Origin of the sequence: Parahoeflea halophila, from assembly GCF_900220985.1 — a bacterium.
Classification (GTDB): Bacteria; Pseudomonadota; Alphaproteobacteria; order Rhizobiales; family Rhizobiaceae; genus Hoeflea; species Hoeflea halophila.
The window spans coordinates 150789-172378 of sequence record NZ_OCPC01000006.1; the positions used below are offsets into that span (position 1 = coordinate 150789).

General features: G+C 61.2%; 23 protein-coding genes and 1 pseudogene. 18 read left to right on the forward strand and 6 right to left on the reverse strand.

Annotation, left to right across the window (positions count from 1 at the left end; translation table 11 throughout):
• Nucleotides 1-51: 51 nt before the first annotated feature.
• Nucleotides 52-921: a D-alanyl-D-alanine carboxypeptidase family protein gene (locus CRO46_RS18080; protein WP_244577958.1), complete on the reverse strand. Its 870-nt coding sequence runs from the start codon at nt 919-921 to the stop codon at nt 52-54.
• A 164-nt stretch (nt 922-1085) separates the two neighbouring features.
• Between CRO46_RS18080 and CRO46_RS18085 the strand changes: the two genes are divergently transcribed.
• Both CRO46_RS18085 and kdsA read left to right on the forward strand, forming a co-directional pair.
• The gene (locus tag CRO46_RS18085) at nt 1086-1979 is read left to right on the forward strand and encodes a VOC family protein (protein ID WP_097109204.1); all 894 of its coding nucleotides are present in this window, start codon (nt 1086-1088) and stop codon (nt 1977-1979) included.
• Nucleotides 1976-2809, forward strand: a complete 834-nt coding sequence (gene kdsA / locus CRO46_RS18090) for a 3-deoxy-8-phosphooctulonate synthase (RefSeq protein ID WP_097109205.1) — start codon at nt 1976-1978, stop codon at nt 2807-2809. The genes CRO46_RS18085 and kdsA overlap by 4 nt, the downstream gene beginning before the upstream one ends.
• Before the next feature lie 93 nt (nt 2810-2902).
• Here the strand turns inward: kdsA and CRO46_RS20200 are convergent, their stop codons facing one another.
• The 3 genes from CRO46_RS20200 to CRO46_RS20020 all read right to left on the reverse strand — a co-directional run bounded on the left by CRO46_RS20200 (nt 2903) and on the right by CRO46_RS20020 (nt 5231).
• Entirely contained in the window at nt 2903-3667 is a 765-nt protein-coding gene (locus CRO46_RS20200) for a methyl-accepting chemotaxis protein (RefSeq protein ID WP_244577959.1), read from the reverse strand.
• A gap of 57 nt (nt 3668-3724) precedes the next feature.
• Nucleotides 3725-4792 carry a HAMP domain-containing protein gene (locus tag CRO46_RS20205; protein ID WP_244577960.1) on the reverse strand — a complete coding sequence of 356 codons (1068 nt, stop codon included), beginning with the start codon at nt 4790-4792 and terminating at the stop codon, nt 3725-3727.
• Between the two features lie 277 nt (nt 4793-5069).
• The gene (locus tag CRO46_RS20020; RefSeq protein WP_179759115.1) at nt 5070-5231 is read right to left on the reverse strand and encodes a hypothetical protein; all 162 of its coding nucleotides are present in this window, start codon (nt 5229-5231) and stop codon (nt 5070-5072) included.
• 547 nt (nt 5232-5778) lie between these two features.
• Here CRO46_RS20020 and eno point away from each other — a divergent pair.
• The 13 genes from eno to CRO46_RS18160 all read left to right on the forward strand — a co-directional run bounded on the left by eno (nt 5779) and on the right by CRO46_RS18160 (nt 16627).
• Nucleotides 5779-7053, forward strand: a complete 1275-nt coding sequence (gene eno, locus CRO46_RS18100) for a phosphopyruvate hydratase (RefSeq protein ID WP_097109206.1) — start codon at nt 5779-5781, stop codon at nt 7051-7053.
• Between the two features lie 160 nt (nt 7054-7213).
• Nucleotides 7214-7522 (forward strand): FtsB family cell division protein, encoded by a 309-nt coding sequence (locus CRO46_RS18105; protein WP_097109207.1) that lies wholly within the window; start codon nt 7214-7216, stop codon nt 7520-7522.
• Between the two features lie 147 nt (nt 7523-7669).
• Entirely contained in the window at nt 7670-8707 is a 1038-nt protein-coding gene (pdhA, locus tag CRO46_RS18110) for a pyruvate dehydrogenase (acetyl-transferring) E1 component subunit alpha (protein ID WP_097109208.1), read from the forward strand.
• A 14-nt stretch (nt 8708-8721) separates the two neighbouring features.
• Entirely contained in the window at nt 8722-10113 is a 1392-nt protein-coding gene (locus CRO46_RS18115) for a pyruvate dehydrogenase complex E1 component subunit beta (RefSeq protein WP_097109209.1), read from the forward strand.
• Nucleotides 10114-10128: 15 nt separating this feature from the next.
• Complete coding sequence (locus tag CRO46_RS18120) at nt 10129-11520, forward strand: pyruvate dehydrogenase complex dihydrolipoamide acetyltransferase (protein WP_097109210.1); 1392 nt, start codon at nt 10129-10131, stop codon at nt 11518-11520.
• 32 nt (nt 11521-11552) lie between these two features.
• A complete protein-coding gene (locus tag CRO46_RS18125; RefSeq protein WP_097109211.1) occupies nt 11553-12104 on the forward strand; it encodes an HdeD family acid-resistance protein in 552 nt (183 codons plus the stop codon).
• Nucleotides 12105-12132: 28 nt separating this feature from the next.
• Nucleotides 12133-12774 carry an SGNH/GDSL hydrolase family protein gene (locus CRO46_RS18130; protein WP_097109212.1) on the forward strand — a complete coding sequence of 214 codons (642 nt, stop codon included), beginning with the start codon at nt 12133-12135 and terminating at the stop codon, nt 12772-12774.
• Between the two features lie 87 nt (nt 12775-12861).
• Nucleotides 12862-13098, forward strand: coding sequence for an HP1242/YdcH family protein (locus tag CRO46_RS18135; RefSeq protein WP_097109213.1), 237 nt, complete (start codon nt 12862-12864; stop codon nt 13096-13098).
• A gap of 75 nt (nt 13099-13173) precedes the next feature.
• Nucleotides 13174-14619: a dihydrolipoyl dehydrogenase gene (lpdA, locus tag CRO46_RS18140; RefSeq protein ID WP_097109214.1), complete on the forward strand. Its 1446-nt coding sequence runs from the start codon at nt 13174-13176 to the stop codon at nt 14617-14619.
• Nucleotides 14616-14867 (forward strand): hypothetical protein, encoded by a 252-nt coding sequence (locus CRO46_RS18145; protein ID WP_097109215.1) that lies wholly within the window; start codon nt 14616-14618, stop codon nt 14865-14867. The genes lpdA and CRO46_RS18145 overlap by 4 nt, the downstream gene beginning before the upstream one ends.
• Nucleotides 14867-15142 carry a GlsB/YeaQ/YmgE family stress response membrane protein gene (locus CRO46_RS18150; protein ID WP_097109390.1) on the forward strand — a complete coding sequence of 92 codons (276 nt, stop codon included), beginning with the start codon at nt 14867-14869 and terminating at the stop codon, nt 15140-15142. Before CRO46_RS18145 ends, CRO46_RS18150 begins: the two co-directional genes overlap by 1 nt.
• A gap of 29 nt (nt 15143-15171) precedes the next feature.
• On the forward strand, nt 15172-16161 hold the full coding sequence (gene lipA / locus CRO46_RS18155; protein ID WP_097109216.1) for a lipoyl synthase: 990 nt from the start codon (nt 15172-15174) through the stop codon (nt 16159-16161).
• Between the two features lie 4 nt (nt 16162-16165).
• Nucleotides 16166-16627: a type II toxin-antitoxin system RatA family toxin gene (locus CRO46_RS18160; protein ID WP_097109217.1), complete on the forward strand. Its 462-nt coding sequence runs from the start codon at nt 16166-16168 to the stop codon at nt 16625-16627.
• Nucleotides 16628-16632: 5 nt separating this feature from the next.
• Here CRO46_RS18160 and CRO46_RS18165 read toward each other — a convergent pair whose 3' ends face one another.
• Entirely contained in the window at nt 16633-17145 is a 513-nt protein-coding gene (locus tag CRO46_RS18165; RefSeq protein WP_097109391.1) for a CinA family protein, read from the reverse strand.
• Between the two features lie 41 nt (nt 17146-17186).
• Nucleotides 17187-17690 (reverse strand): annotated as a pseudogene (gene ispF / locus CRO46_RS18170) (2-C-methyl-D-erythritol 2,4-cyclodiphosphate synthase); the annotation flags it as partial.
• 198 nt (nt 17691-17888) lie between these two features.
• Between ispF and dusB the strand changes: the two are divergent.
• Genes dusB through ntrC form a run of 3 tightly spaced genes read left to right on the forward strand, consistent with a single transcriptional unit; the run spans nt 17889 to nt 21521 of the window.
• Entirely contained in the window at nt 17889-18905 is a 1017-nt protein-coding gene (dusB, locus tag CRO46_RS18175) for a tRNA dihydrouridine synthase DusB (protein WP_097109218.1), read from the forward strand.
• A gap of 35 nt (nt 18906-18940) precedes the next feature.
• Nucleotides 18941-20065, forward strand: coding sequence for a two-component system sensor histidine kinase NtrB (locus CRO46_RS18180; protein WP_097109392.1), 1125 nt, complete (start codon nt 18941-18943; stop codon nt 20063-20065).
• Between the two features lie 4 nt (nt 20066-20069).
• Nucleotides 20070-21521: a nitrogen regulation protein NR(I) gene (gene ntrC / locus CRO46_RS18185; RefSeq protein ID WP_097109219.1), complete on the forward strand. Its 1452-nt coding sequence runs from the start codon at nt 20070-20072 to the stop codon at nt 21519-21521.
• Nucleotides 21522-21590: the final 69 nt, after the last annotated feature.

Sequence of the window (21590 nt, forward strand, 5' to 3'; positions counted from 1 at the left end):
GGGCCGCCTGGCTTCTGGCCTTGCAAGGGACCACCGTGTTGAAGCAGCGAGTTACTTCGCCTTCTTCACATAGGCCGACATCAGTGCGGCCATGCGGGCGTTGCGGATTGCCGAGGTGTTCTCGCCCATCACCACACCGACCACGGATTTGCCCTGGTGGCGGACCGAGGTAGCGAGATTGAAACCCGAGGCGCGGGTGTAGCCGGTCTTGAGCCCGTCGGCCCCCGGGATCATGTCCAGCGCCTTGTTGTGGCCCTTGATGGTGCGGCCGGCCACGGTAACTTCCTTCTGCCCGAAGTAAGCGTAGTAATGCGGGAACGTCCGTCTGAGCGCGATCGACAGGATCGCCATGTCGGTGGCGGTCGTCACCTGTTCGCTGTCGGGCAGGCCCGAGGCGTTCTTGAACACTGTCCGCTTCATCCCGAGCGCCCGTGCCTTGGCGGTCATCATCTGGGCAAAGCGCGCTTCCGATCCGCCGCCGAGAAATTCGGCTGTCGCCGTGGCCACATCATTGGCGGATTTTACCACCAGCACCCGGATTGCGGTGTCGACCGGAATCGTCTGCCCCGGCTTCAGCCCCAGTTTGGACGGCGGACGTGCAGCGGCATTCTTTGAAATCGGGATCAGGTCGTTGCGGCTGATCCGGCCCTCGTCCATCGCCTCGAACAGCATGTAGAGCGTCATCATCTTGGTCAGCGAGGCCGGGTAGCGCAACTCGTTGACATTGGCGCCATAGAGCATCTTGCCGGTCTTTGCGTCGACCACGATGGCCGCGTATTTCTCGGTTGTCGGTGCGATCGGCGCAACCACGTCCTCGATCGACCCGCCGGTTGACGCGCAGCCGGAGACTGCGGCCGCCACCAGCACCGACATCAGCAGAATGCGGCAATGGCGCAAGGCGCCAGCAAACAGTCCGGTCAAAACTCGCTCCCGTTCGAAACCCGTTAACTGATTACCGTGTGGCCACGATTCCCGCAAGGGTGGCGGGTTTTCAGCCATCAGGCGGCCCGCCAGCCACCAACGCCGCGGTTGCACCCGATCCGGGCTTGCTGATATGGGGAGGGCCGAACGGAGCAAGACTTTTCATGCCATCACCGCGATTAAGACGTCCCCTCGATCATCTCGTGTTGCCGGTCGAGGATCTCGACATTGCGCGCGCCCGGCATTCAGCGCTCGGATTTACCGTTGCCGCCGACGCGCGCCATCCTTTCGGCACCGAGAACGCCTGTGTCTTCTTCGCCGACGGCACCTATCTCGAACCGCTCGGCGTCGCCCAGCGCGAGGAATGCGAAGCGGCGGCGCGAAAAGGCAATGTCTTTGTCGCCCGCGATCAGGCCTACCGCTTCCGCAGAAGCGAAAACGGGTTCTCGGCTCTCGTCGTCGGCTCTGATGATGGCGATGCCGATCACGAACGCTTCGTCGAGCTCGGCATGTCGGGCGGCGAAATGCTGGAATTCTCCCGGCCGATGAAAATGCCTGACGGTTCCGAGGATACGGCCAGTTTCAAGCTGGCGTTCGCCGCAGACCTGCGCACGCCGGATTTCTTCGGCTTTGCCGTCGAGCGGATAAATGCGCCGGCCGCCGACCGCTCGGCTCTGACCAGGCACCAGAACGGCGTCACGGGCATTTCCGAAGTCATCCTGTCGGAGCCCAACCCGACCGACTTCCAGTATTTCATCCAGGAACTTGCCTGCAACCGCGAGGTTGACGCCAATTCCTTCGGCATGTCAATCGAGCTCGAGGGCGCCACCATCACGGTCTATAACAAGGCCGGGCTGGAAACCCATCTCGGCGTCAGCGATCCGTCGCGCGAGCGGGGCCTTACCGGCCGCGCCGTGGTCTACAAGGTCGCCGATCTCGCAGCTGTTGCAGCGCTGCTCTTGAAAAACGATGTCACCTGCCGCCAGGTGGGTGGACGCCTGGTGGTTGATCCGGCGCCGGGGCAGGGCGCCTATTACTGTTTTGAGGAAATCCGATGAGCGCTCCCAACGCCACCGTCACAGCCGGCAACGTCACTTTCGGCAATCATCTGCCGCTGACGCTGATTGCCGGTCCCTGCCAGATGGAAAGCCGCGAGCATGCCTTCGAGATGGCCGGCAGCCTCAAGGAAATCTGCGGCAGGCTCGGCATCGGTCTGGTCTACAAATCCTCCTTCGACAAGGCCAACCGCACCTCGCTGTCGGGCAAGCGCGGCCTCGGCCTCGAAAAGGCAATGGGCGTCTTTGCCGATATCAAGGGTGAGCTCGGCCTGCCGGTGATCACCGATGTCCACACCGAGGCCCAATGTGCGGAAGTGGCCACGGTCGTTGACATCCTTCAGATCCCGGCCTTTCTGTGCCGCCAGACCGATCTCCTGGTGGCCGCCGCCAACACCGGTAAGGTAATCAACGTCAAGAAGGGCCAGTTCCTCGCGCCCTGGGACATGAAGAATGTGCTGGCCAAGGTTACCGAAAGCGGTAATGCCAACGTGCTGCTGACCGAGCGCGGCGCCTCCTTCGGCTACAACACGCTTGTCTCGGACATGCGCTCGCTGCCGATCATGGCCGGATTTGGCGCGCCCGTCGTCTTCGACGCCACCCATTCGGTGCAGCAGCCCGGCGGGCAGGGCGGCTCCTCGGGCGGCCAGCGTGAATTCGTCGAGACCCTGTCGCGCGCAGCCGTCGCGGTCGGCGTCGCGGCTCTGTTCATCGAAACCCACGAAGATCCCGACAACGCGCCCTCCGACGGCCCCAACATGGTGCCGCTCACCGAGATGCCGCGCTTGCTTGAAACCCTCATGGCATTCGACAGTGTCGCCAAGCGGGCCTGACTCCCGATACCGCCGTTTTCCGCCTGAAGCAGCAAAAAGGCCGCCGGTTTGTCCCCGGCGGCCTTTTTTATTCTACCATGTGGATTTGATCTGTCAGAACTCGCTCCAGGCTTCTTCCTTGGCAGCGGTGGCCGCGCCGCCGCCAAAGCCGAAGGCCGAGGCGACCTTGGCTCCGAGTGCCCGGGCAGGGGACTGCGCCGGTTTGGAAGTGGTGCTGGCCGCAACCGGAGTGGTGTGACTGGCGCTGCCATCGGTGGTGAAGCGGCGCACCAGCCCCTCGAGCTTGACGGCCTCGCCGGAAAGCCCCTGCGTGGCGGCGTTGGTCTCTTCCACCATCGCGGCGTTCTGCTGCGTCATCTGATCCATCTGGTTGATCGCCGTGTTGATCTCGATGAGCGCGGTGGACTGTTCACGTGCGCCGGTGACGATCGACTGCACCAGATCGTTGATCTTGCCGACCTGGCTTTCGATTTCGCCGAGCGCCGTCCCGGTCTCATTGACCAGCGACACGCCGGCGCCGACATGGGTCGAGGAGGTCTCGATCAGGGTCTTGATCTCCTTGGCCGCGTTCGCCGAACGCTGCGCCAGCTCGCGCACTTCCTGCGCAACGACGGCAAACCCCTTGCCGGCGTCTCCGGCGCGTGCCGCCTCGACGCCGGCATTGAGCGCCAGCAGGTTGGTCTGGAAGGCGATGTCATCGATGACGGAGATGATCTGACTGATCTGCCTGGATGAGTCCTCGATCTTTTCCATCGCCGAAATGGCGTTCTTGACCACCATGCCAGACTTCTCGGCACCGGTCTTGGCGGAGCCAACCATGTCACTGGCCTCCTCGGCGCGCTGCGAGGAACTCTTCACGGTCGAGGTGATCTCGTCGAGTGCTGCTGCGGTCTCCTCAAGCGAAGCTGCCTGCTGCTACGTGCGCTTGGACAGGTCATCGGCTGCCGAACCCAGCTCTGAAGATGACTGGCGAACAGAATCTGTGGTTTCGGCAATCTCCGAAAGGGTCGAGTTCAGTTTTTCGATCGATGCATTGAACTCATTCCGCAGCTTCATGTATTCGGGGGCGAAAGGCTCGGTGATGCGATAGGTCAGATTGCCGGCTGACAGATTCTCCAATCCACGAGACAGCGCCTCGATGATTTTGACCCGTTCAGCATCCTCTTCCGCCTTGCGGGCGGCGGTGGCAGCGTCCTGGGCTTCCTTTTCCTTGCGAACGGTCTCGCCTTGGGCGCGAACTGAATCCCGCTCGATGGCCGTGTCGCGGAAGAAGGCAACCGACTGGGCCATCTCGCCGATCTCGTCGGTGCGTTCCGCATAGGGCACGTCACGGCTGAAATCGCCGTCCGAAAGGACCCGCATGTAATCCTTCATGGCCGTCAGCGGTACAATGGCGCGCTGGCGGAAGATGAAAAGCCCGACGAGGAACACGATTACCGACACTACGCTGGCGGCAAGAGTGACCACCGAATAGAAGCTGTCCTCGGAGGCGGCTTTGCCGCGAAAGTCCTCATCAAACTCGGAAACTTCCGTGACCAGCGATTTGACCGCGGCATCGCTTGCGAGGAACGATTTGCGCAGTTCATCCAGTGCAATCGTCGCGGCATCAAAATCACCGGCCTCGACTGCAGGAAGGAAGGCGCCGGTCATGGTTTGCCAGTAGGCTTCGCCTTCTTTCAGAATGCCCGAACTCAGGTGATTGACCAGTTCTTTCTGGTAGCTCGAGTCGAGCCAATATCGCCGGCGGGTCTCGTATTCCCCTTGCAGTTCCCGGATACGGGCACTGTTCTGTTCGACCAGCGTGGGGTGGACCACGTTTTCATTCGCCAGCATGTAGGATTCAACCACGTAAAGCGGCGGCGGCAGAATGTCGGCAAGCAAATCCTTGCTGTCAACGATCACGGAATAGGTGGGACCAGTAACCTTGAGCTTGTCGTAGATATTCTTTTGAAGCCCGAACGCCGCCACAAGGCCAAGCGTCACAGTTGCCGCGAGCAGCAATAGGCTACGCGAGATGTTGATAGAAATGTGAGTCCTTTCCGAGGTTGTCACCCTCAATTGGATGCGATGTTGTGGTGGCAACCAGGATCAGCACCGATCGCGGTTGTTGGCTTCACGTCATTCGGGGTGTGTCAGCCCTTCGAATATCCCCTAAATAACTATGGGTATTCGTGGTTATCGAAACCTTAATCGCCGGTGCCAAGATTGGGAAATTCCGGGTTTCGAGGCTTTCGGTTATCCGCAATTGATTGGCGAGCATTTAGGGTTCGACCACGTAAAGCGCTGGCGGATTGATGTCGGCGACCAGGTCTTTGCCGTGCGCAAGATCGTGATAGACGATACCGTTGATTCTGAGCTCTTCGAAGATGTACTTCTTTAGAGCGATTGAGCTGGTGAGGCCGACAGAGACGACTATGCCCAAGAAGGGTTTTTTGAATAGTAAGACTCATTATTGCAGCCCGTAGTGCTCCATTTGCGTGGTCATAATGCAAGGGCGCGGAATGCATCATGCAAGAACGTCACGGTGTGTGAGGCTGCCCCCGAATACGGCAAAGTCTTGTCTCGCGGCGGTTGCCAAATGCCTAAGCAGTGATTAACGGCAGTGCTCGATTTCTAGCACGTCTTTTCAGGTTGCATTCGTATTGCGAGTTCAATTAAAAGGAGTTGTTGGTGTCTGATTCCGGGTATAAATCCATTATATTTGAGTGTTCTCCGAGAACGTCATCCCGAAAAGCCCCGTAAATATCATGGTATTTCGGTGAGAGATAAAGTTAACGGGTGCAAATAAATTTTAAGCAGATACGCTTCGCATTCCGCCGAGTGGGTCAGGAGCTGTGACATCGGTCGCTCGGCGGCGTCGGCGCTCTGTGGGTGCTACGTCGCACCACGCGCCGCGATTGATTTTTTGTCCCGGTGCGGTAATACGGCGCAGACACTTCCCTGCCACATACAATCAAAGGAACCACACCATGACCGCCATCATCGATATTGTCGGACGGGAAATCCTCGACAGCCGCGGAAACCCGACGGTTGAAGTCGACGTGCATCTCGAGGACGGTGCCATGGGCCGGGCGATGGTTCCATCCGGCGCCTCGACCGGTGCGCATGAAGCTGTTGAGCTGCGCGATGGCGGCAGCCGTTATCTGGGCAAGGGTGTGGAGAAGGCTGTGGCGGCCGTCAATGGCCCGCTGTGTGAGAACCTGTGCGGCATGGATGCCGAAGGCCAGATCGCCCTCGACAAGGCTATGATCGAGCTTGATGGCTCGGCCAACAAGGGCAATCTCGGCGCCAATGCCATTCTCGGCGTCTCGCTGGCCGCCGCCCGCGCCGCCGCCCAGTCGAGCGGACTGCCGCTCTACCGTTATGTCGGCGGTGCCAACGCCAGGTTGCTGCCGGTGCCGATGATGAACATCATCAATGGCGGCGCCCATGCCGACAACCCGATCGACTTTCAGGAATTCATGATCATGCCGGTCGGCGCTGAAACCTTCCGCGACGCCGTTCGCATGGGCTCCGAGGTGTTTCACACCCTGAAGAAGGAGCTTTCCGCCGGCGGCTACAACACCAATGTCGGCGATGAGGGCGGCTTCGCGCCTGACCTCAAGAGCGCGCCCGATGCGCTCGATTTCATCATGAAGTCGATCGAGAAGGCCGGCTATCGTCCCGGCGAGGACATCCATCTGGCGCTCGATTGCGCCGCCACCGAATTCTTCCGCGACGGCAAGTACCAGCTTGACGGCGAAGGCCGCGCGCTCGAGCCCGAAGCGATGGCCGATTACCTGGCTGAACTGCAGGCGAAATACCCGATCATTTCGATCGAGGACGGCATGGGCGAAGATGACTGGGACGGCTGGAAGTCGCTCACCGACAAGATCGGCGACCGTTGCCAGCTGGTTGGCGACGATCTCTTCGTCACCAATTCCGCCCGCCTGCGCGACGGCATCAAGATGGGGGTTGCAAACTCGATCTTGGTCAAGGTCAATCAGATCGGCACACTGTCGGAAACGCTCGATGCCGTCGAAACCGCACACAAGGCGCGCTACACGGCTGTCATGAGCCATCGCTCCGGCGAGACCGAAGATTCCACCATTGCCGACCTGGCTGTCGCAACCAATTGCGGACAGATCAAGACCGGTTCGCTGTCGCGTTCGGACCGGCTTGCCAAGTACAACCAGCTGATCCGCATCGAGCAGGAACTCGGTGTAGAGGGGGCTTACGCGGGAACCTCCGTCCTGCGCGGATAACACGGCGTGCGCCTTGCATGGCGCAGAATACGGCCAGTCAAGGAGCCCGCGCGAAAGCGCGGGTTTTTGTTTGCAATGCAGCAAGTTGCAGTTTCAGCTAACGCTATATTAAGCCTGTTGCGGCAGACTGATCGCTTCGCAGGGGTAAGGCGTTTTTCGAATGCGGACACAGTTTAGGAAAAAGCGATTCTGGAGCCGTTGGGTCGTCCCGGTGCTGTCGGTCGCCTGCTTCAAATATTTCGGTTTTCATTCATGGTCGGGCGCCTACGGTCTGGAATCAGCCGAAGCGCTTGAGATTCGCCGTGTCGAATTGTCGGAACGGCTTGCAAGCTTGACCGAACGCAGGCAACATCTCGAACGCAAGGTGATGCTGTTGAGCGACGGTGCGGTGGAAGCGGACATGCTTGACGAGCGGGCGCGGTTTCTGTTGAACGTCGCCCGCGAGGATGAGGTTGTGTATTTCAACTGATCCGGCGAGTTAACCTGAATTAAGTTAATCGTCCAATTTTCTAATAAAAACAGTTCTCTAGAGCGAATGCCAGCTATGCGTTTATGCGCTTGCTGAACCCCTCCAATTTTCCTATGGTCAATTCACGATACCTAATGGGAGGATGAGATGGCTACACGCAAAAGCGCCACTGCCGCATCCCGCAAGAAACCGGCTGAGAAAAGCGGGCTGAACGGCGGGATCACCGAGTTCGACAAGGCAACCGAGCTGGAAGCCTATCGCGAGATGCTTCTTATCCGCCGGTTCGAGGAAAAGGCCGGCCAGCTCTACGGCATGGGCTTCATCGGCGGTTTCTGCCACCTCTATATCGGTCAGGAAGCCGTAGTCGTCGGCATGCAGATGGCGCTCAAGGATGGTGACCAGGTCATCACCGGCTACCGCGACCACGGCCACATGCTGGCCTGCGGCATGGAAGCACGCGGCGTCATGGCCGAGCTGACCGGCCGCAAGGACGGCTATTCGCATGGCAAGGGCGGCTCCATGCACATGTTCTCCAAGGAGAAGAACTTCTACGGCGGTCACGGCATCGTCGGCGCCCAGGTGTCGCTCGGTACCGGTCTCGCCTTCGCCAACAAGTACCGCGGCAATGACAATGTGTCGCTCGCCTATTTCGGCGACGGCGCCGCCAATCAGGGCCAGGTCTATGAAAGCTTCAACATGGCCGCGCTGTGGAAGCTGCCGGTAATCTACATCGTCGAGAACAACCGTTACGCCATGGGCACCTCGACGGCGCGCTCCTCGGCCCAGTCGAATTTCTCCCTGCGCGGCAATTCCTTCGGCATCCCCGGCCATCAGGTCGACGGCATGGATGTTCGCGCTGTGCACGCGGCAGCCGTCGAGGCGGTTGCCCATTGCCGCTCCGGCAAGGGCCCGATCATCCTCGAGATGCTGACCTACCGCTATCGCGGCCACTCGATGTCCGACCCGGCGAAATACCGCTCCAAGGACGAGGTGCAGAAGATGCGCTCGGAGAGCGACCCGATCGAACAGGTCAAGGCGCGAATTCTCGAACTCAAGCATGCCAGCGAAGATGACCTCAAGGCCATCGACAAGAAGGTGCGCGAAGTGGTGGCCGATTCCGCCGACTTCGCCCAGAACAATCCGGAGCCGGATGCCTCCGAGCTCTACACCGACATTTTGCTCTAAGGGGAGGGAACACCATGCCGATTGATATCCTGATGCCTGCGCTGTCCCCGACCATGGAAGAGGGCACGCTGTCGAAATGGCTCAAGAACGAGGGTGATACGGTTGCCGCCGGCGACGTGATCGCCGAAATCGAAACCGACAAGGCGACAATGGAAGTCGAAGCCGTCGACGAGGGCACGATCGGCAAGATCGTCGTCGCCGCCGGCACCGAGAACGTCAAGGTCAATGCGCTAATAGCCGTGCTGCTGGAAGAGGGCGAAAGCGCCTCCGACATCGGCTCCGGCAAGGCCGCGGAACCTGCCCAGGCTACGGCGGAACCGGAAGCGCCAGCGGCCTCCGAACCGGAAAAGGCAGCACCCGTTCCGGCAGCCCCCGTCGCCAATGAAGCCCTGTCCGATCCTGCAATCCCCGAGGGCACCGAAATGGTGCCGACCACCGTGCGCGAAGCCCTGCGCGATGCCATGGCCGAGGAAATGCGCGCCAATGAAGACGTCTTCCTCATGGGCGAGGAAGTGGCCGAATATCAGGGTGCCTACAAGATCAGCCAGGGCCTGCTGCAGGAATTCGGCGCCCGCCGCGTGGTCGACACCCCGATCACCGAGCACGGCTTTACCGGCATCGCTGTCGGCGCAGCCATGGCCGGCCTCCGCCCGATCGTCGAGTTCATGACCTTCAACTTCGCCATGCAGGCGATCGACCAGATCATCAACTCCGCTGCCAAGACGCTTTACATGTCCGGTGGCCAGATGGGGGCACCGATCGTCTTTCGCGGCGCCAATGGTGCGGCCGCCCGCGTCGGCGCCCAGCACTCCCAGTGCTACGCTGCATGGTACAGCCACATTCCCGGCCTCAAGGTGGTGATGCCCTACACGGCAGCCGATGCCAAGGGCCTGCTCAAGGCCGCGATCCGCGATCCGAATCCCGTGATCTTCCTGGAAAACGAGATCATGTACGGCCACACTTTCGATGTGCCGAAGATGGATGATTTCGTGTTGCCGATCGGCAAGGCCCGCATCCACAAGAAGGGCAAGGACGTGACCATCGTCTCCTTCGGTATCGGCATGAGCTACGCCATCAAGGCCGTGGAAGAGCTCTCAGGCATGGGCATCGATGTCGAGTTGATCGACCTGCGTACCATCCGTCCGATGGATCTGCCGACCGTGATCGAAAGCGTGAAGAAGACCGGCCGTCTGGTCACGGTCGAGGAAGGCTATCCGCAATCCTCGGTCGGCACCGAGATTGCCACGCGCGTTCAGCAACAGGCGTTCGATTATCTCGATGCGCCGATCATCACCATCGCGGGCAAGGATGTTCCGATGCCCTACGCGGCCAATCTCGAAAAGCTCGCGCTGCCGAATGTCGCGGAGATTGTCGATGCGGTCAAAGCCGTCACCTACACGGCTTGAGGGGAGGACTGACAGATGCCTATCAACATCACAATGCCCGCCCTGTCGCCGACCATGGAGGAGGGCAACCTCGCCAAATGGCTGGTCAAGGAAGGCGACAAGGTTGGCCCCGGTGACGTCATCGCCGAGATCGAGACTGACAAGGCAACAATGGAAGTGGAGGCTGTCGACGAGGGCACGGTGGCCAAGATCGTCGTTCCCGGCGGCACCGAAGGCGTCAAGGTCAATGCCCTGATTGCCATTCTTGCCGGTGAAGGCGAAAGCGTCGAGGACGCCGCCAAGGCCGGCGGCGAAGCAGCTCCTGCCACGGAAACACCGAAGGCGGAAGAATCGACCAAGACCGACACCTCCAAGCAGGATGCTGAAAAATCCGCACCGGCATCCGATCCGGCCGCGAAGCTCGACAAGCCGATCCGCGACCAGAATCCCGGCGCACCTTCACCGGCGCCGACCACGAAATCCGGCGAACGGGTATTTTCCTCGCCGCTGGCCCGGCGCATCGCAAAGGATGCCGGTGTGGACGTGGCGCAGATTTCCGGCTCCGGCCCGCATGGCCGCGTCGTCAAGAAGGATGTCGAGGCAGCGATTGCCTCGGGCACCGGCAAGCCTGCGGCCGCGGATGCGCCCAAGGCCGCAGCTTCGGCAGCACCCGCCGCAGCGACCAAGGCCATGTCGGACGACGCGGTGCTGAAGAACTTTGCCGAGGGCTCCTACGAGCTCGTCAAGCATGACGGCATGCGCAAGACCATTGCCCGGCGCCTGCAGGAATCCAAGCAGACCATCCCGCATTTCTACGTCACCGTGGATTGCGAACTCGATGCGCTGCTGGCGCTCAGATCGCAGCTCAACAAGTCGGCCCCGGTCAGGGACGACAAGCCCGCCTACAAGCTTTCGGTCAACGACATGGTGATCAAGGCGCTGGCGCTGGCGCTGCGCGATGTGCCGGATGCCAATGTCTCATGGACCGACGAGAACATGGTGGTGCACAAGCACTCCGATGTCGGCGTTGCCGTCTCGATCCCCGGCGGCCTGATCACCCCGATCATCCGTTCGGCCGAGCAGAAGACCCTGTCTGCGATCTCCAACGAGATGAAGGATCTCGGCAAGCGCGCCAAGGAGCGCAAGCTCAAGCCCGAGGAATACCAGGGCGGCACCACCTCGGTGTCGAACATGGGCATGATGGGCGTCAAGGACTTCGCCGCCGTCATCAATCCGCCGCACGCCACCATTCTGGCTGTCGGTGCCGGCGAACAGCGCCCGGTGGTCAAGGATGGCGCACTGGCAGTGGCTACGGTGATGAGCGTGACGCTTTCAACCGATCACCGCTGTGTCGACGGCGCGCTTGGTGCCGAACTGCTGGCCGCCTTCAAGGGCTACATCGAGAACCCGATGGGAATGCTTGTCTGAGAACTGTCGCGATCCGGAACGGGAGACTGCACATGGCAGATCAGGATGTGAGCGGGACATTCGGCAGAAGCTGGACCTGGATGGCAGCGCTGGCGGTGATCTGTATCATCGGCGGCTTCCTGGCGCTGCTCAACCCGTTTGGGGCGACCATCTTCGCCGTCACACTGGCCGGATGGGTGTTCCTGATCCAGGGTGTCATCCAGATCATTCACGCGTTTCGCGTCCGTGACTGGCCGGGCTTCATCTGGTCGCTCGGCCTTGGCGTTCTGTCGCTGCTCGTCGGTGTCATCCTGGTCGCCGATCCCTTGGCCGGAGCCATCCCGCTGACGCTCTTGGTGGCGGTGCTGTTTCTGGCCACCGGTGTTGCCAAGATCATGTTCGCTCTGTCGCTCAAACCAGCCAGCGGCTGGGTCTGGGTACTGGTCTCCGGCCTCGTCTCCGCAGCACTGGGTGTGTTAATCCTGGCCGGTCTGCCAGCGTCTGCGACCACCATTCTGGGTCTGCTTCTTGGCATCGAACTGGTTTCAAACGGCGTGTTGTTCCTGTTCGTGGCGCTGGGCTTGCGCAAGCTGGGGCATGAATGAGACTCTGGCTTCCGGTGAAAGGTAGACCATGAAAACCGTGCTCTGCTATGGCGATTCCCTGACCTGGGGCTACGACCCCAGGACCCGGGCACGGCATCAGCTGGAAGACCGCTGGCCGACGGTGCTGACCGCTTCGCTGGGCGAGGGCGTGCATGTGGTGGCCGATGGCCTCAATGGCCGCACCACGGCTTTTGACGACTACACCGGCGACTGCGACCGCAATGGCGCGCGGACGCTGCCGACGGTTCTGCACACGAATGCACCGCTGGATCTGGTGATTATCATGCTCGGTTCGAACGACATGAAACCGGTTCTCGCAGGCACCGCGCATGCCGCCTCCAAGGGCATGCGCCGTTTGCTGCAACTGGTGAAGCTGCATGCCTGGCCGGTGGACGACCAGGAACCGCCGCAGATCTTGGTGGTCTCGCCGCCGCCGCTGGTGGAAACCGCCGATCCGGATTTCGCCGCGATGTTCGAGGGCGGCGTTGCCGAGTCGGCCATGCTGGCCTCGTTCTATGCCGATCTGGCCGATGAAACCGGGGCCGGTTTTTTCGATGCCGGCTCGGTGGCCGCGTGTTCGGCGATCGACGGTGTGCATCTTGATGCAAAGAATACCCGCGCCATCGGCCGCGGATTGGCTCCGGTGGCGCGGCTGCTGTTGGGGCACTGAATTTTGGACATTTGACCAAGGTCAAGGAGAACAAGGACATAGGGGGACTAGACTGCTTTCATCACCCAGCCAACGAGGAGATGATTGATGGCCCATACACCCCACGAACTGGCGGAGGAATTTCCCGAGCACGTTGAGAAAATGCACGAGATGAAGCAGGGCGATGCCCATTTTGCCAAGCTCTTCGATGCCTATCACGACGTCAACCGGGCCATCCACCGTGCTGAAACCGACATTGAGCCGACAGATGATTTCAACATGGAATCGATGCGCAAGCAGCGCCTGAAGCTCAAGGATGAAATCTACGGGATGCTGGCCGGCTGAGACAGCCCGACCTTGCCCCGTAAACCTGGCAGGGCGGACCGTGATCCGTCCGCCCTGACTTAGAGGAGACGAGGCGTGTCAAACAATTACGACGTGATCATCATCGGGTCCGGCCCTGGCGGCTATATCGCGGCCATCCGTGCGTCCCAGCTCGGGCTCAAGACGGCAGTTGTCGAACGCGAGCATCTGGCCGGTATCTGTTCGAACTGGGGCTGCATCCCGACCAAGGCGTTGCTGCGCTCGGCCGAAGTGCTGCACCTGAGTGAGCATGCCAAGAACTATGGCCTCAAGCTCGAAGGCACGGTGACGCCGGATCTCGACGCCATCGTCAAGCGTTCGCGCGGCATTGCCGAGCGCATGAATGGCGGCGTCGGCTTCTTGATGAAGAAGAACAAGGTCGACGTCATCTGGGGCGAGGCCAAGCTTACCAAGCCCGGCGAGATCAAGGTCTCCAAGACCACCAAGAAGATCGTCGAGCCGCAGGGCCCGATCCCCAAGAACACGCTGGGCGAGGGCACCTACACCGCCAAGCACATCATCGTCGCCACCGGTGCGCGGCCCCGCGCCCTGCCGGGCATCGAGCCCGACGGCAAGCTGATCTGGACGTACTTCGAGGCGATGAAACCCGAGAAGATGCCGAAATCGCTCTTGGTCATGGGCTCCGGCGCCATCGGCATCGAGTTCGCCTCCTTCTACCGCACCATGGGGGTCGACGTGACCGTGGTCGAGGTGATGAAGACCGTCATGCCGGTCGAGGACGCCGAGATCTCCGCCTTCGCCAAGAAGCAGTTCGACAAGCAGGGCATGAAGATCCTGCTCGAGGCCAAGGTCACCAAGGTGGAAAAGGGCGCCGACTCCGTGACCGCCCATGTCGAACTCAAGGACGGCAAGGTCGAGAAGATCACCGCGGACCGGATGATTTCGGCCGTTGGCGTACAGGGCAATATCGAGAATATCGGGCTCGAAGCGCTTGGTGTGAAAACCGATCGCGGCTGCATCGTTATTGACGGTTACGGCAAGACCAATGTGCCCGGCCTTTATGCCATCGGCGACGTCGCCGGTCCGCCGATGCTGGCGCACAAGGCCGAGCACGAGGCCGTCATCTGCGTCGAGAAGATTGCCGGCATGCCCAATGTGCACCCGATGGACAAGCTCAAGATCCCCGGCTGCACCTATTGCAATCCGCAGGTGGCAAGCGTTGGTCTCACCGAAGCCAAGGCCAAGGAACAGGGACGCGACATCCGCGTCGGCCGGTTCCCCTTTGTTGCCAATGGCAAGGCGATTGCGCTCGGCGAAGACCAGGGCATGGTCAAGACAATCTTCGACAAGAAGACCGGTGAACTGCTGGGCGCCCATCTGGTCGGTGCGGAGGTTACCGAGCTGATCCAGGGCTTTGTCGTGGCGATGAACCTCGAGACCACCGAGGAAGAGTTGATGCACACCATCTTCCCGCATCCGACGATCTCGGAAACGCTGAAGGAAAGCGTGCTTGACGCCTATGGGCAGGCGCTCAACGCGTGAGCGGGTTCGGCCGGATGCCAAGAGCTGTGGTGCTGCCGGTGATCGGCGGTGCCGTGCTCGGCGCCCTTGGCGGTCTGGCAGCCCTGAGCGGCCGCGGCGCGGTGGAACTGGGCGCCGTCCGGCTTGAAGGGCTGGCGGGAATTCTCGCGGTATCGGTCATCCTGGCATTGATGGGACTGATGCTCGGCCTTACATTCTGGTTGATCATGCGCGCGCTTGAAAACGCCGCCAACGGAGACAGATGGTGATGGAACATGAGGCGGGCTTCATGACAATGCCCGGTGTCGGGTTTTTCGGTCTGCTGCTGATCGGCGCCATTGCCGGCTACGTGGCCGAACGCGTGATGAAGCGCGATCACGGGCTGTTCACCAACATGCTGGTCGGCATCGCCGGTTCCTTTGTCGGCGGCGCACTGGCCGGAGTGCTCAACATCAATTACTACGGATTTGCCGGAAATCTGGTTGTCGCCATAGCCGGCGCAATCCTCATTCTCTGGATTTTCGGCCGCTCCAAGCGCGGCTGAACCACAACGCGAATTGAAGGGACCACGAAATGGTCACGATCCTCGACGCCACCAAGCCTGATGCGATCAAGCCCGAGACCCGGCGCGTCCGCCACCCGGAAAAGCAGAAGCGTCCGGATACCGAGGTCAAGCGCAAGCCGGAATGGATTCGCGTCAAGGCGCCGACATCCAAGGGCTATCAGGAAACCCGCTCGATCGTGAAGGAAAACAACCTCGTCACGGTCTGCGAAGAAGCTGGTTGCCCCAATATCGGCGAGTGCTGGGACAAGAAGCACGCTAGTTTCATGATCATGGGCGAAATCTGCACCCGCGCCTGTGCGTTCTGCAACGTGATTACCGGCAAGCCCAATGCGCTGGACGTGCACGAGCCCTACAATGTCGCCAAGGCGGTCAAGCAGATGGGCCTGCAACACGTCGTCATCACCTCGGTCGACCGCGATGATCTCGACGATGGCGGCGCCGAGCATTTCGAAAAGGTGATCCGCTCGATCCGTGCAGCCTCTCCGGAGACGACGATTGAAATCCTGACGCCGGATTTCCTGCGCAAGCCCGGCGCGCTCGAACGCGTGGTTGCCGCCAAGCCCGACGTCTTCAACCACAATCTCGAAACCGTGCCCGGCAACTATCTGACCGTTCGTCCCGGCGCGCGCTATTTCCATTCGCTCAGACTGTTGCAGCGGGTCAAGGAACTCGACCCGACCATGTTCACCAAGTCCGGCATCATGGTGGGCCTGGGTGAGGAGCGCAACGAAGTGTTGCAACTGATGGACGATCTGCGCTCGGCCGATGTCGACTTCATGACCATCGGCCAGTACCTGCAGCCGACCCGCAAGCACCACGAGGTGATGGCCTATATCACGCCGGATGAGTTCAAGAGCTACGAGAAGATCGCCTACACCAAGGGCTTCCTGATGGTCTCGTCGAGCCCGCTCACCCGTTCTTCGCACCACGCCGGCGATGATTTCGCCCGTCTCAAGGCCAACCGGGAAGCGAAGCTGGCGGCTGCGGCAGCCGGCTGATTCAATGCCTCAATACGAAACCACCCGCACCGTTCCCCATTCGCCGCGCCAGATGTTCGATCTGGTGGCCGATGTCGAGCGCTACCCGGAATTCCTGCCTTTGTGCGAGGCGCTGTCGGTTCGCTCGCGCAAGGACGGCGACGCCAAGTCTCTGCTGATTGCCGACATGACCGTGGGTTACAAGAAGATCCGCGAGACCTTCACAAGCCAGGTGCTGCTCAAGCCCGAGGATCTGGTGATCGATGTCAAATACCTCGATGGTCCGTTCAAGTATCTCGACAACAAATGGACTTTCGAGCCACGCAGCGATGGCGGATGCGAAGTCAGGTTTTTCATCGATTATGAGTTCAAGAGCATGGTGCTCGGTGCTTTGATGGGCGCGATGTTCGACCGCGCCTTTCGCATGTTTGCCGAGGCCTTTGAAAAACGCGCCCGAAAGATCTACGGCGAAACCGGAGTGTCTTGAGAAGCCTAGCGCAAGTCGGCACGGCCGAGCAGGGCCTCAAGTGCGGCACATACGGTTGCGGCGCGGATCATGTCGCGGCTCCATGAGGGATCCCATCTGAGTTCGGAAGCGCTGGTCAGGTCGCCGGGGCCGGAAAGGCCCATCCAGACCAGTCCCACCGGCTTGTCCCGGCTGCCGCCACCGGGACCGGCTACGCCGGTGACCGAGACCGCAATATCGGCCCGTGAGCGCCGCCGCGCGCCTAGCACCATTTCGGTTGCTACCTGCGCCGACACCGCGCCGTAGGCCTCGAGTGTTGCTGCCCGCACGCCCAGCATGTCCTGCTTGGCCTCGTTGGAGTAGGTCACGAACCCGCGGTCGAAGACGGCGGAAGAGCCGGCAATGTCGGTAATTGCCGCGGCGATCAGACCGCCGGTGCAGGATTCCGCGGTCGCCACCATGGTTGCCGGACCGCGGGAAAACGTGTCGATAATCTCTTGCGCCAGCTCACGGCAGTCAGCGCGCAGGCCGGCAAGCATCTCCACGTCGCTGCCGGCGTCGTCATGATTTGAACCGGTACTCATCTGGCGGCTCCGTAAACCACGGTCGCCGTGGCAATTGCGGCAATGCCTTCGCGGCGGCCGATGAAGCCGATCATCTCGTTGGTGGTGGCTTTCACCGAACAGCGGTCGATCGAGATATCGAGAATGCGCGCCAGTGATTGGCGCATTTCGAGCCGGTGCGGACCGATCTTCGGTTGTTCCGCGATCAGCGAGACATCGGCGTTCATGATGACGCCACCGGCATCACGCACCAGCTTCGCCGCATGGGCCAGGAAGATGTCGGAGGAGGCGCCGCGCCATTGCGGATCGGAAGGCGGAAAATGATCGCCGATATCGCCCGCCGCGCAGGTTGCCAGCAATGCGTCGGTCAGCGCATGCAGGCCGACATCGGCATCTGAATGGCCGTCGAGCCGCTGATTGTGCGGAATTTCGACGCCGCAGAGCGTAACGGACTTGCCTGCCACTAGCCGGTGTACGTCATAACCGTTACCGGTGCGCACATCCGGCAGCAGCGGGGCCGATTGGTTTTCCTTGGTCATGGCTTTTCATCCTCGGCATTTGGGCTGGGCTGTGGCGGCCCCGGTTGCTCCTGTGTTTAGAGGTTGCGTTTACCGGAAAAAAGCTCTTTTGCATTTTTCTCGCCCCGCCCGCGAATACGCCTTGGCAACACGATCATGATTGTCTAAAAAAAAGGCAGAAACGAGAGTTGCACGAAACGAATGCAGAGCATTGACGCTTTCCTCCGCCAGCCGCTTCAGATTGGGCCGGTAACCGCGCGAAACCGGGTGTTTCTGGCGCCATTATCCGGAATTTCCGACCTGCCGTTCCGGCAATTGGCCTGGCGGCACGGAGCAGGTCTGGTCTTTACCGAAATGGTGGCAAGCCGCGAACTGGTGGTCGACCACCCCGAATCGCATGCACGGTTGCGCGGCGACGGGATTGATCCGCATGTGGTTCAGCTGGCCGGCCGCGAGGCGCGGTGGATGGGCGAGGCGGCAAAGATCGCCGAGGATGCCGGTGCCGCGATGATCGACATCAACATGGGCTGCCCGGCCAAGAAGGTCACCGGCGGCTACTCCGGCTCGGCGCTGATGCGCGACCCGGATCATGCGCTGAGCCTGATCGAGGCCACCGTCAAGGCGGTTTCGGTGCCTGTCACGCTGAAGATGCGTCTTGGCTGGGATCACGACAGTCTCAACGCGCCCCTGATCGCGGCCCGGGCGGAAGCTGCCGGGGTGCGGATGATCACCATCCACGGCCGCACCCGGATGCAGTTCTACAAGGGCAGCGCCGACTGGGATGCGATTGCCCGGGTGCGCGAAGCGGTGGCGGTTCCGCTGATCGCCAATGGCGACGTCACGTCCCGCGCCGACATTGCCGTGTGCCTGCGCCGTTCGGGTGCCGATGCCGTCATGGTTGGTCGCGGGGCGCAGGGACAGCCCTGGATCTGCGGCGAATTGGCAGGCTCCGCGGATATTCCCGCCGATCGAAAGGCGCGCAATGCCGTGGCGCTCGAACACTACCGTGCAATGATCGCCCATTACGGCGACGATGTCGGCGTCCGCCACGCCCGCAAACATATCGGCTGGTATCTCGAAACCCTTGCACCCCGTACACCGGCTGACCGCAAGGTCATGATGATGACCTCCCATAATGCCGAAGAAGTTGTCGAAACTTTCGCCGAAGTGCTCGAAACCGCCGCCGGTTTGTCTTCGGAGATGGAGAGTGCCGCGTGAGCGAGAGATTTGCAGAGCAGGCCGCTGCGGTTGACATGGACACCGCCGGCATGGTGCTCAACGCCATCCAGCATCCGGTGATCATGGTCGACCCCAACAGCATGGTGTGTTTTGCCAACTGGGAGGCGGAATCCTTTTTCGCCGCAAGTGCGGCCCATCTCGGCCGCCACACGCTCGACACCTTCATTCCATTCGGAAGTCCGCTGCTCGAACTGATAGAACAGGTGCGCGAACGCCGGGCGGCGGTCAACGAGTACCGGGTCGACCTGAGTTCGCCACGGCTTGGCAGCGACAAGCTGGTCGATCTCTATGTCGCGCCCGTCGCCGGCCTGCCCGGAAATGTCGTCGTCGTGTTTCAGGAACGCTCGATGGCCGACAAGATCGACCGCCAGTTGACCCATCGCGCGGCCGCGCGGTCCGTCACCGGGCTGGCCTCGATGCTGGCCCACGAGATCAAAAATCCGCTTTCGGGCATTCGTGGAGCGGCGCAACTGCTTGAGATGTCGGTGGGAGACGAGGACCGTGCCCTGGCGCGGCTGATCCGCGATGAGACGGACCGCATCGTCTCGCTCGTCGACCGCATGGAGATATTCTCGGACGAACGGCCGGTCGACCGGACGCCAGTCAACATCCACTCGGTCCTCGACCATGTCAAAGCGGTGGCCAAGGCCGGGTTTGCGCGCAGGATCAAATTCGTCGAACTCTACGATCCATCGCTTCCGCCGGTCTATGCCAATCGTGATCAGCTGGTTCAGATCTTCCTCAATCTGGTCAAGAACGCCGCCGAAGCGATCGGCGAAGATCCCAACGGCGAGATCGTGCTGACGACGGCCTATCGGCCGGGCATCAAGCTTTCGGTGGCCGGTACACGGGAAAAAATCTCGCTGCCGCTCGAATTCTGCGTTCAGGACAACGGCCCCGGCGTGCCGGCGGATCTCGTCTCGCACCTGTTCGACCCTTTCGTCACCACCAAGACCAATGGCTCGGGCCTGGGCCTTGCGCTGGTGGCAAAGATCGTCGGCGGTCATGGCGGCATCGTTGAATGTGACAGCCAGAACCGCAAGACCACTTTCCGCATTCTGATGCCGGTTTCGCCCGACGGCCGGCCACCAAAACCGCTGCCTGCTCGCATGAGCGGCGCATCCGGACAGAAGGACTGAGCTGATGGGCAAAGCCACTATTCTTGTCGCCGATGATGACGCGGCTATCCGCACCGTTCTCAACCAGGCCCTGACCCGGGCCGGCTACGAGGTCCGCATCACCTCCAATGCGGCGACACTCTGGCGCTGGGTTTCGGCCGGCGATGGCGATCTGGTCATCACCGACGTGATCATGCCTGATGAAAACGCCTTCGACATGCTGCCCAGAATTCGCCGCGCCCGGCCGGATCTGCCGGTGCTGGTGATGAGCGCGCAAAACACCTTCATGACCGCCATCAAGGCATCCGAAGGCGGGGCCTATGACTATTTGCCCAAGCCGTTCGATCTCACCGAGATGATCGGCACCATCGGCCGGGCCTTGTCGGAACCGCGCAAGCTTGCCGTCCAGCCCGAGGAAACCACCGAGGGCATGCCGCTGGTCGGCCGCTCAACCGCCATGCAGGAGATCTACCGGGTTCTGGCTCGCCTCATGCAGACCGACCTGACGCTGATGATTACCGGTGAGTCGGGCACCGGCAAGGAGCTGGTTGCCAAGGCGCTGCACGATTACGGAAAGCGCCGCAACGGCCCCTTCGTGGCCATCAACATGGCTGCGATCCCGCGCGATCTGATTGAATCGGAACTCTTCGGACACGAAAAGGGCGCCTTTACCGGCGCTCAGCACAAGTCCACCGGCCGCTTCGAGCAGGCCGAGGGGGGCACCCTGTTCCTTGACGAGATCGGCGATATGCCGATGGATGCGCAGACCCGTCTGCTGCGTGTGCTGCAGCAGGGTGAATACACCACCGTGGGCGGCCGCACCCCGATCAGGACCGATGTGCGCATCGTTGCCGCCACCAACAAGGATCTCAAGATCCTGATCAATCAGGGCCTGTTCCGCGAAGATCTTTATTATCGTCTCAATGTCGTACCGCTGCGCCTTCCGGCACTTCGCGACCGCGCCGAGGACGTACCGGATCTGGTCCGTCACTTCGTGCGTGGCGCGGTCGGCGAGGGGCTTGATGCCAAGCGCTTTGACAACGAGGCGCTGGAGCTGCTCAAGGCCTATCCGTGGCCAGGCAATGTCCGCGAACTCGAAAATGTCGTCCGCCGCGTCATGGCGCTCTACCCACAGGATGTCATAACCCGCGAAATCATCGACAATGAGCTGCGCATCGAAACGCCGGAGCCGCCCTCGCCGCAGGGGGCGACTGCCATGGGACCGGTCACCATCGCCCAGTCGGTAGAAGAGAACATGCGTCGCTACTTCTCGGGTTTCGGCGAGGAGCTGCCGCCGTCGGGACTCTATCAGAGAGTGCTGGAGGAGGTAGAGTATCCGCTTATCCTGGCCGCCCTGACGGCAACCCGTGGCAACCAGATCAAGGCCGCGGACCTGCTCGGTCTTAACCGCAACACACTGCGCAAGAAGATCCGCGAGCTCGGCGTCACGGTCTATCGCTCGCCGCGCCCGGCCTGACGTGTTTCGGTGACGCCCACGGCCGCTTGACAGGGATTGTTCACACGTTGCATTTTCGCCACATTCTGT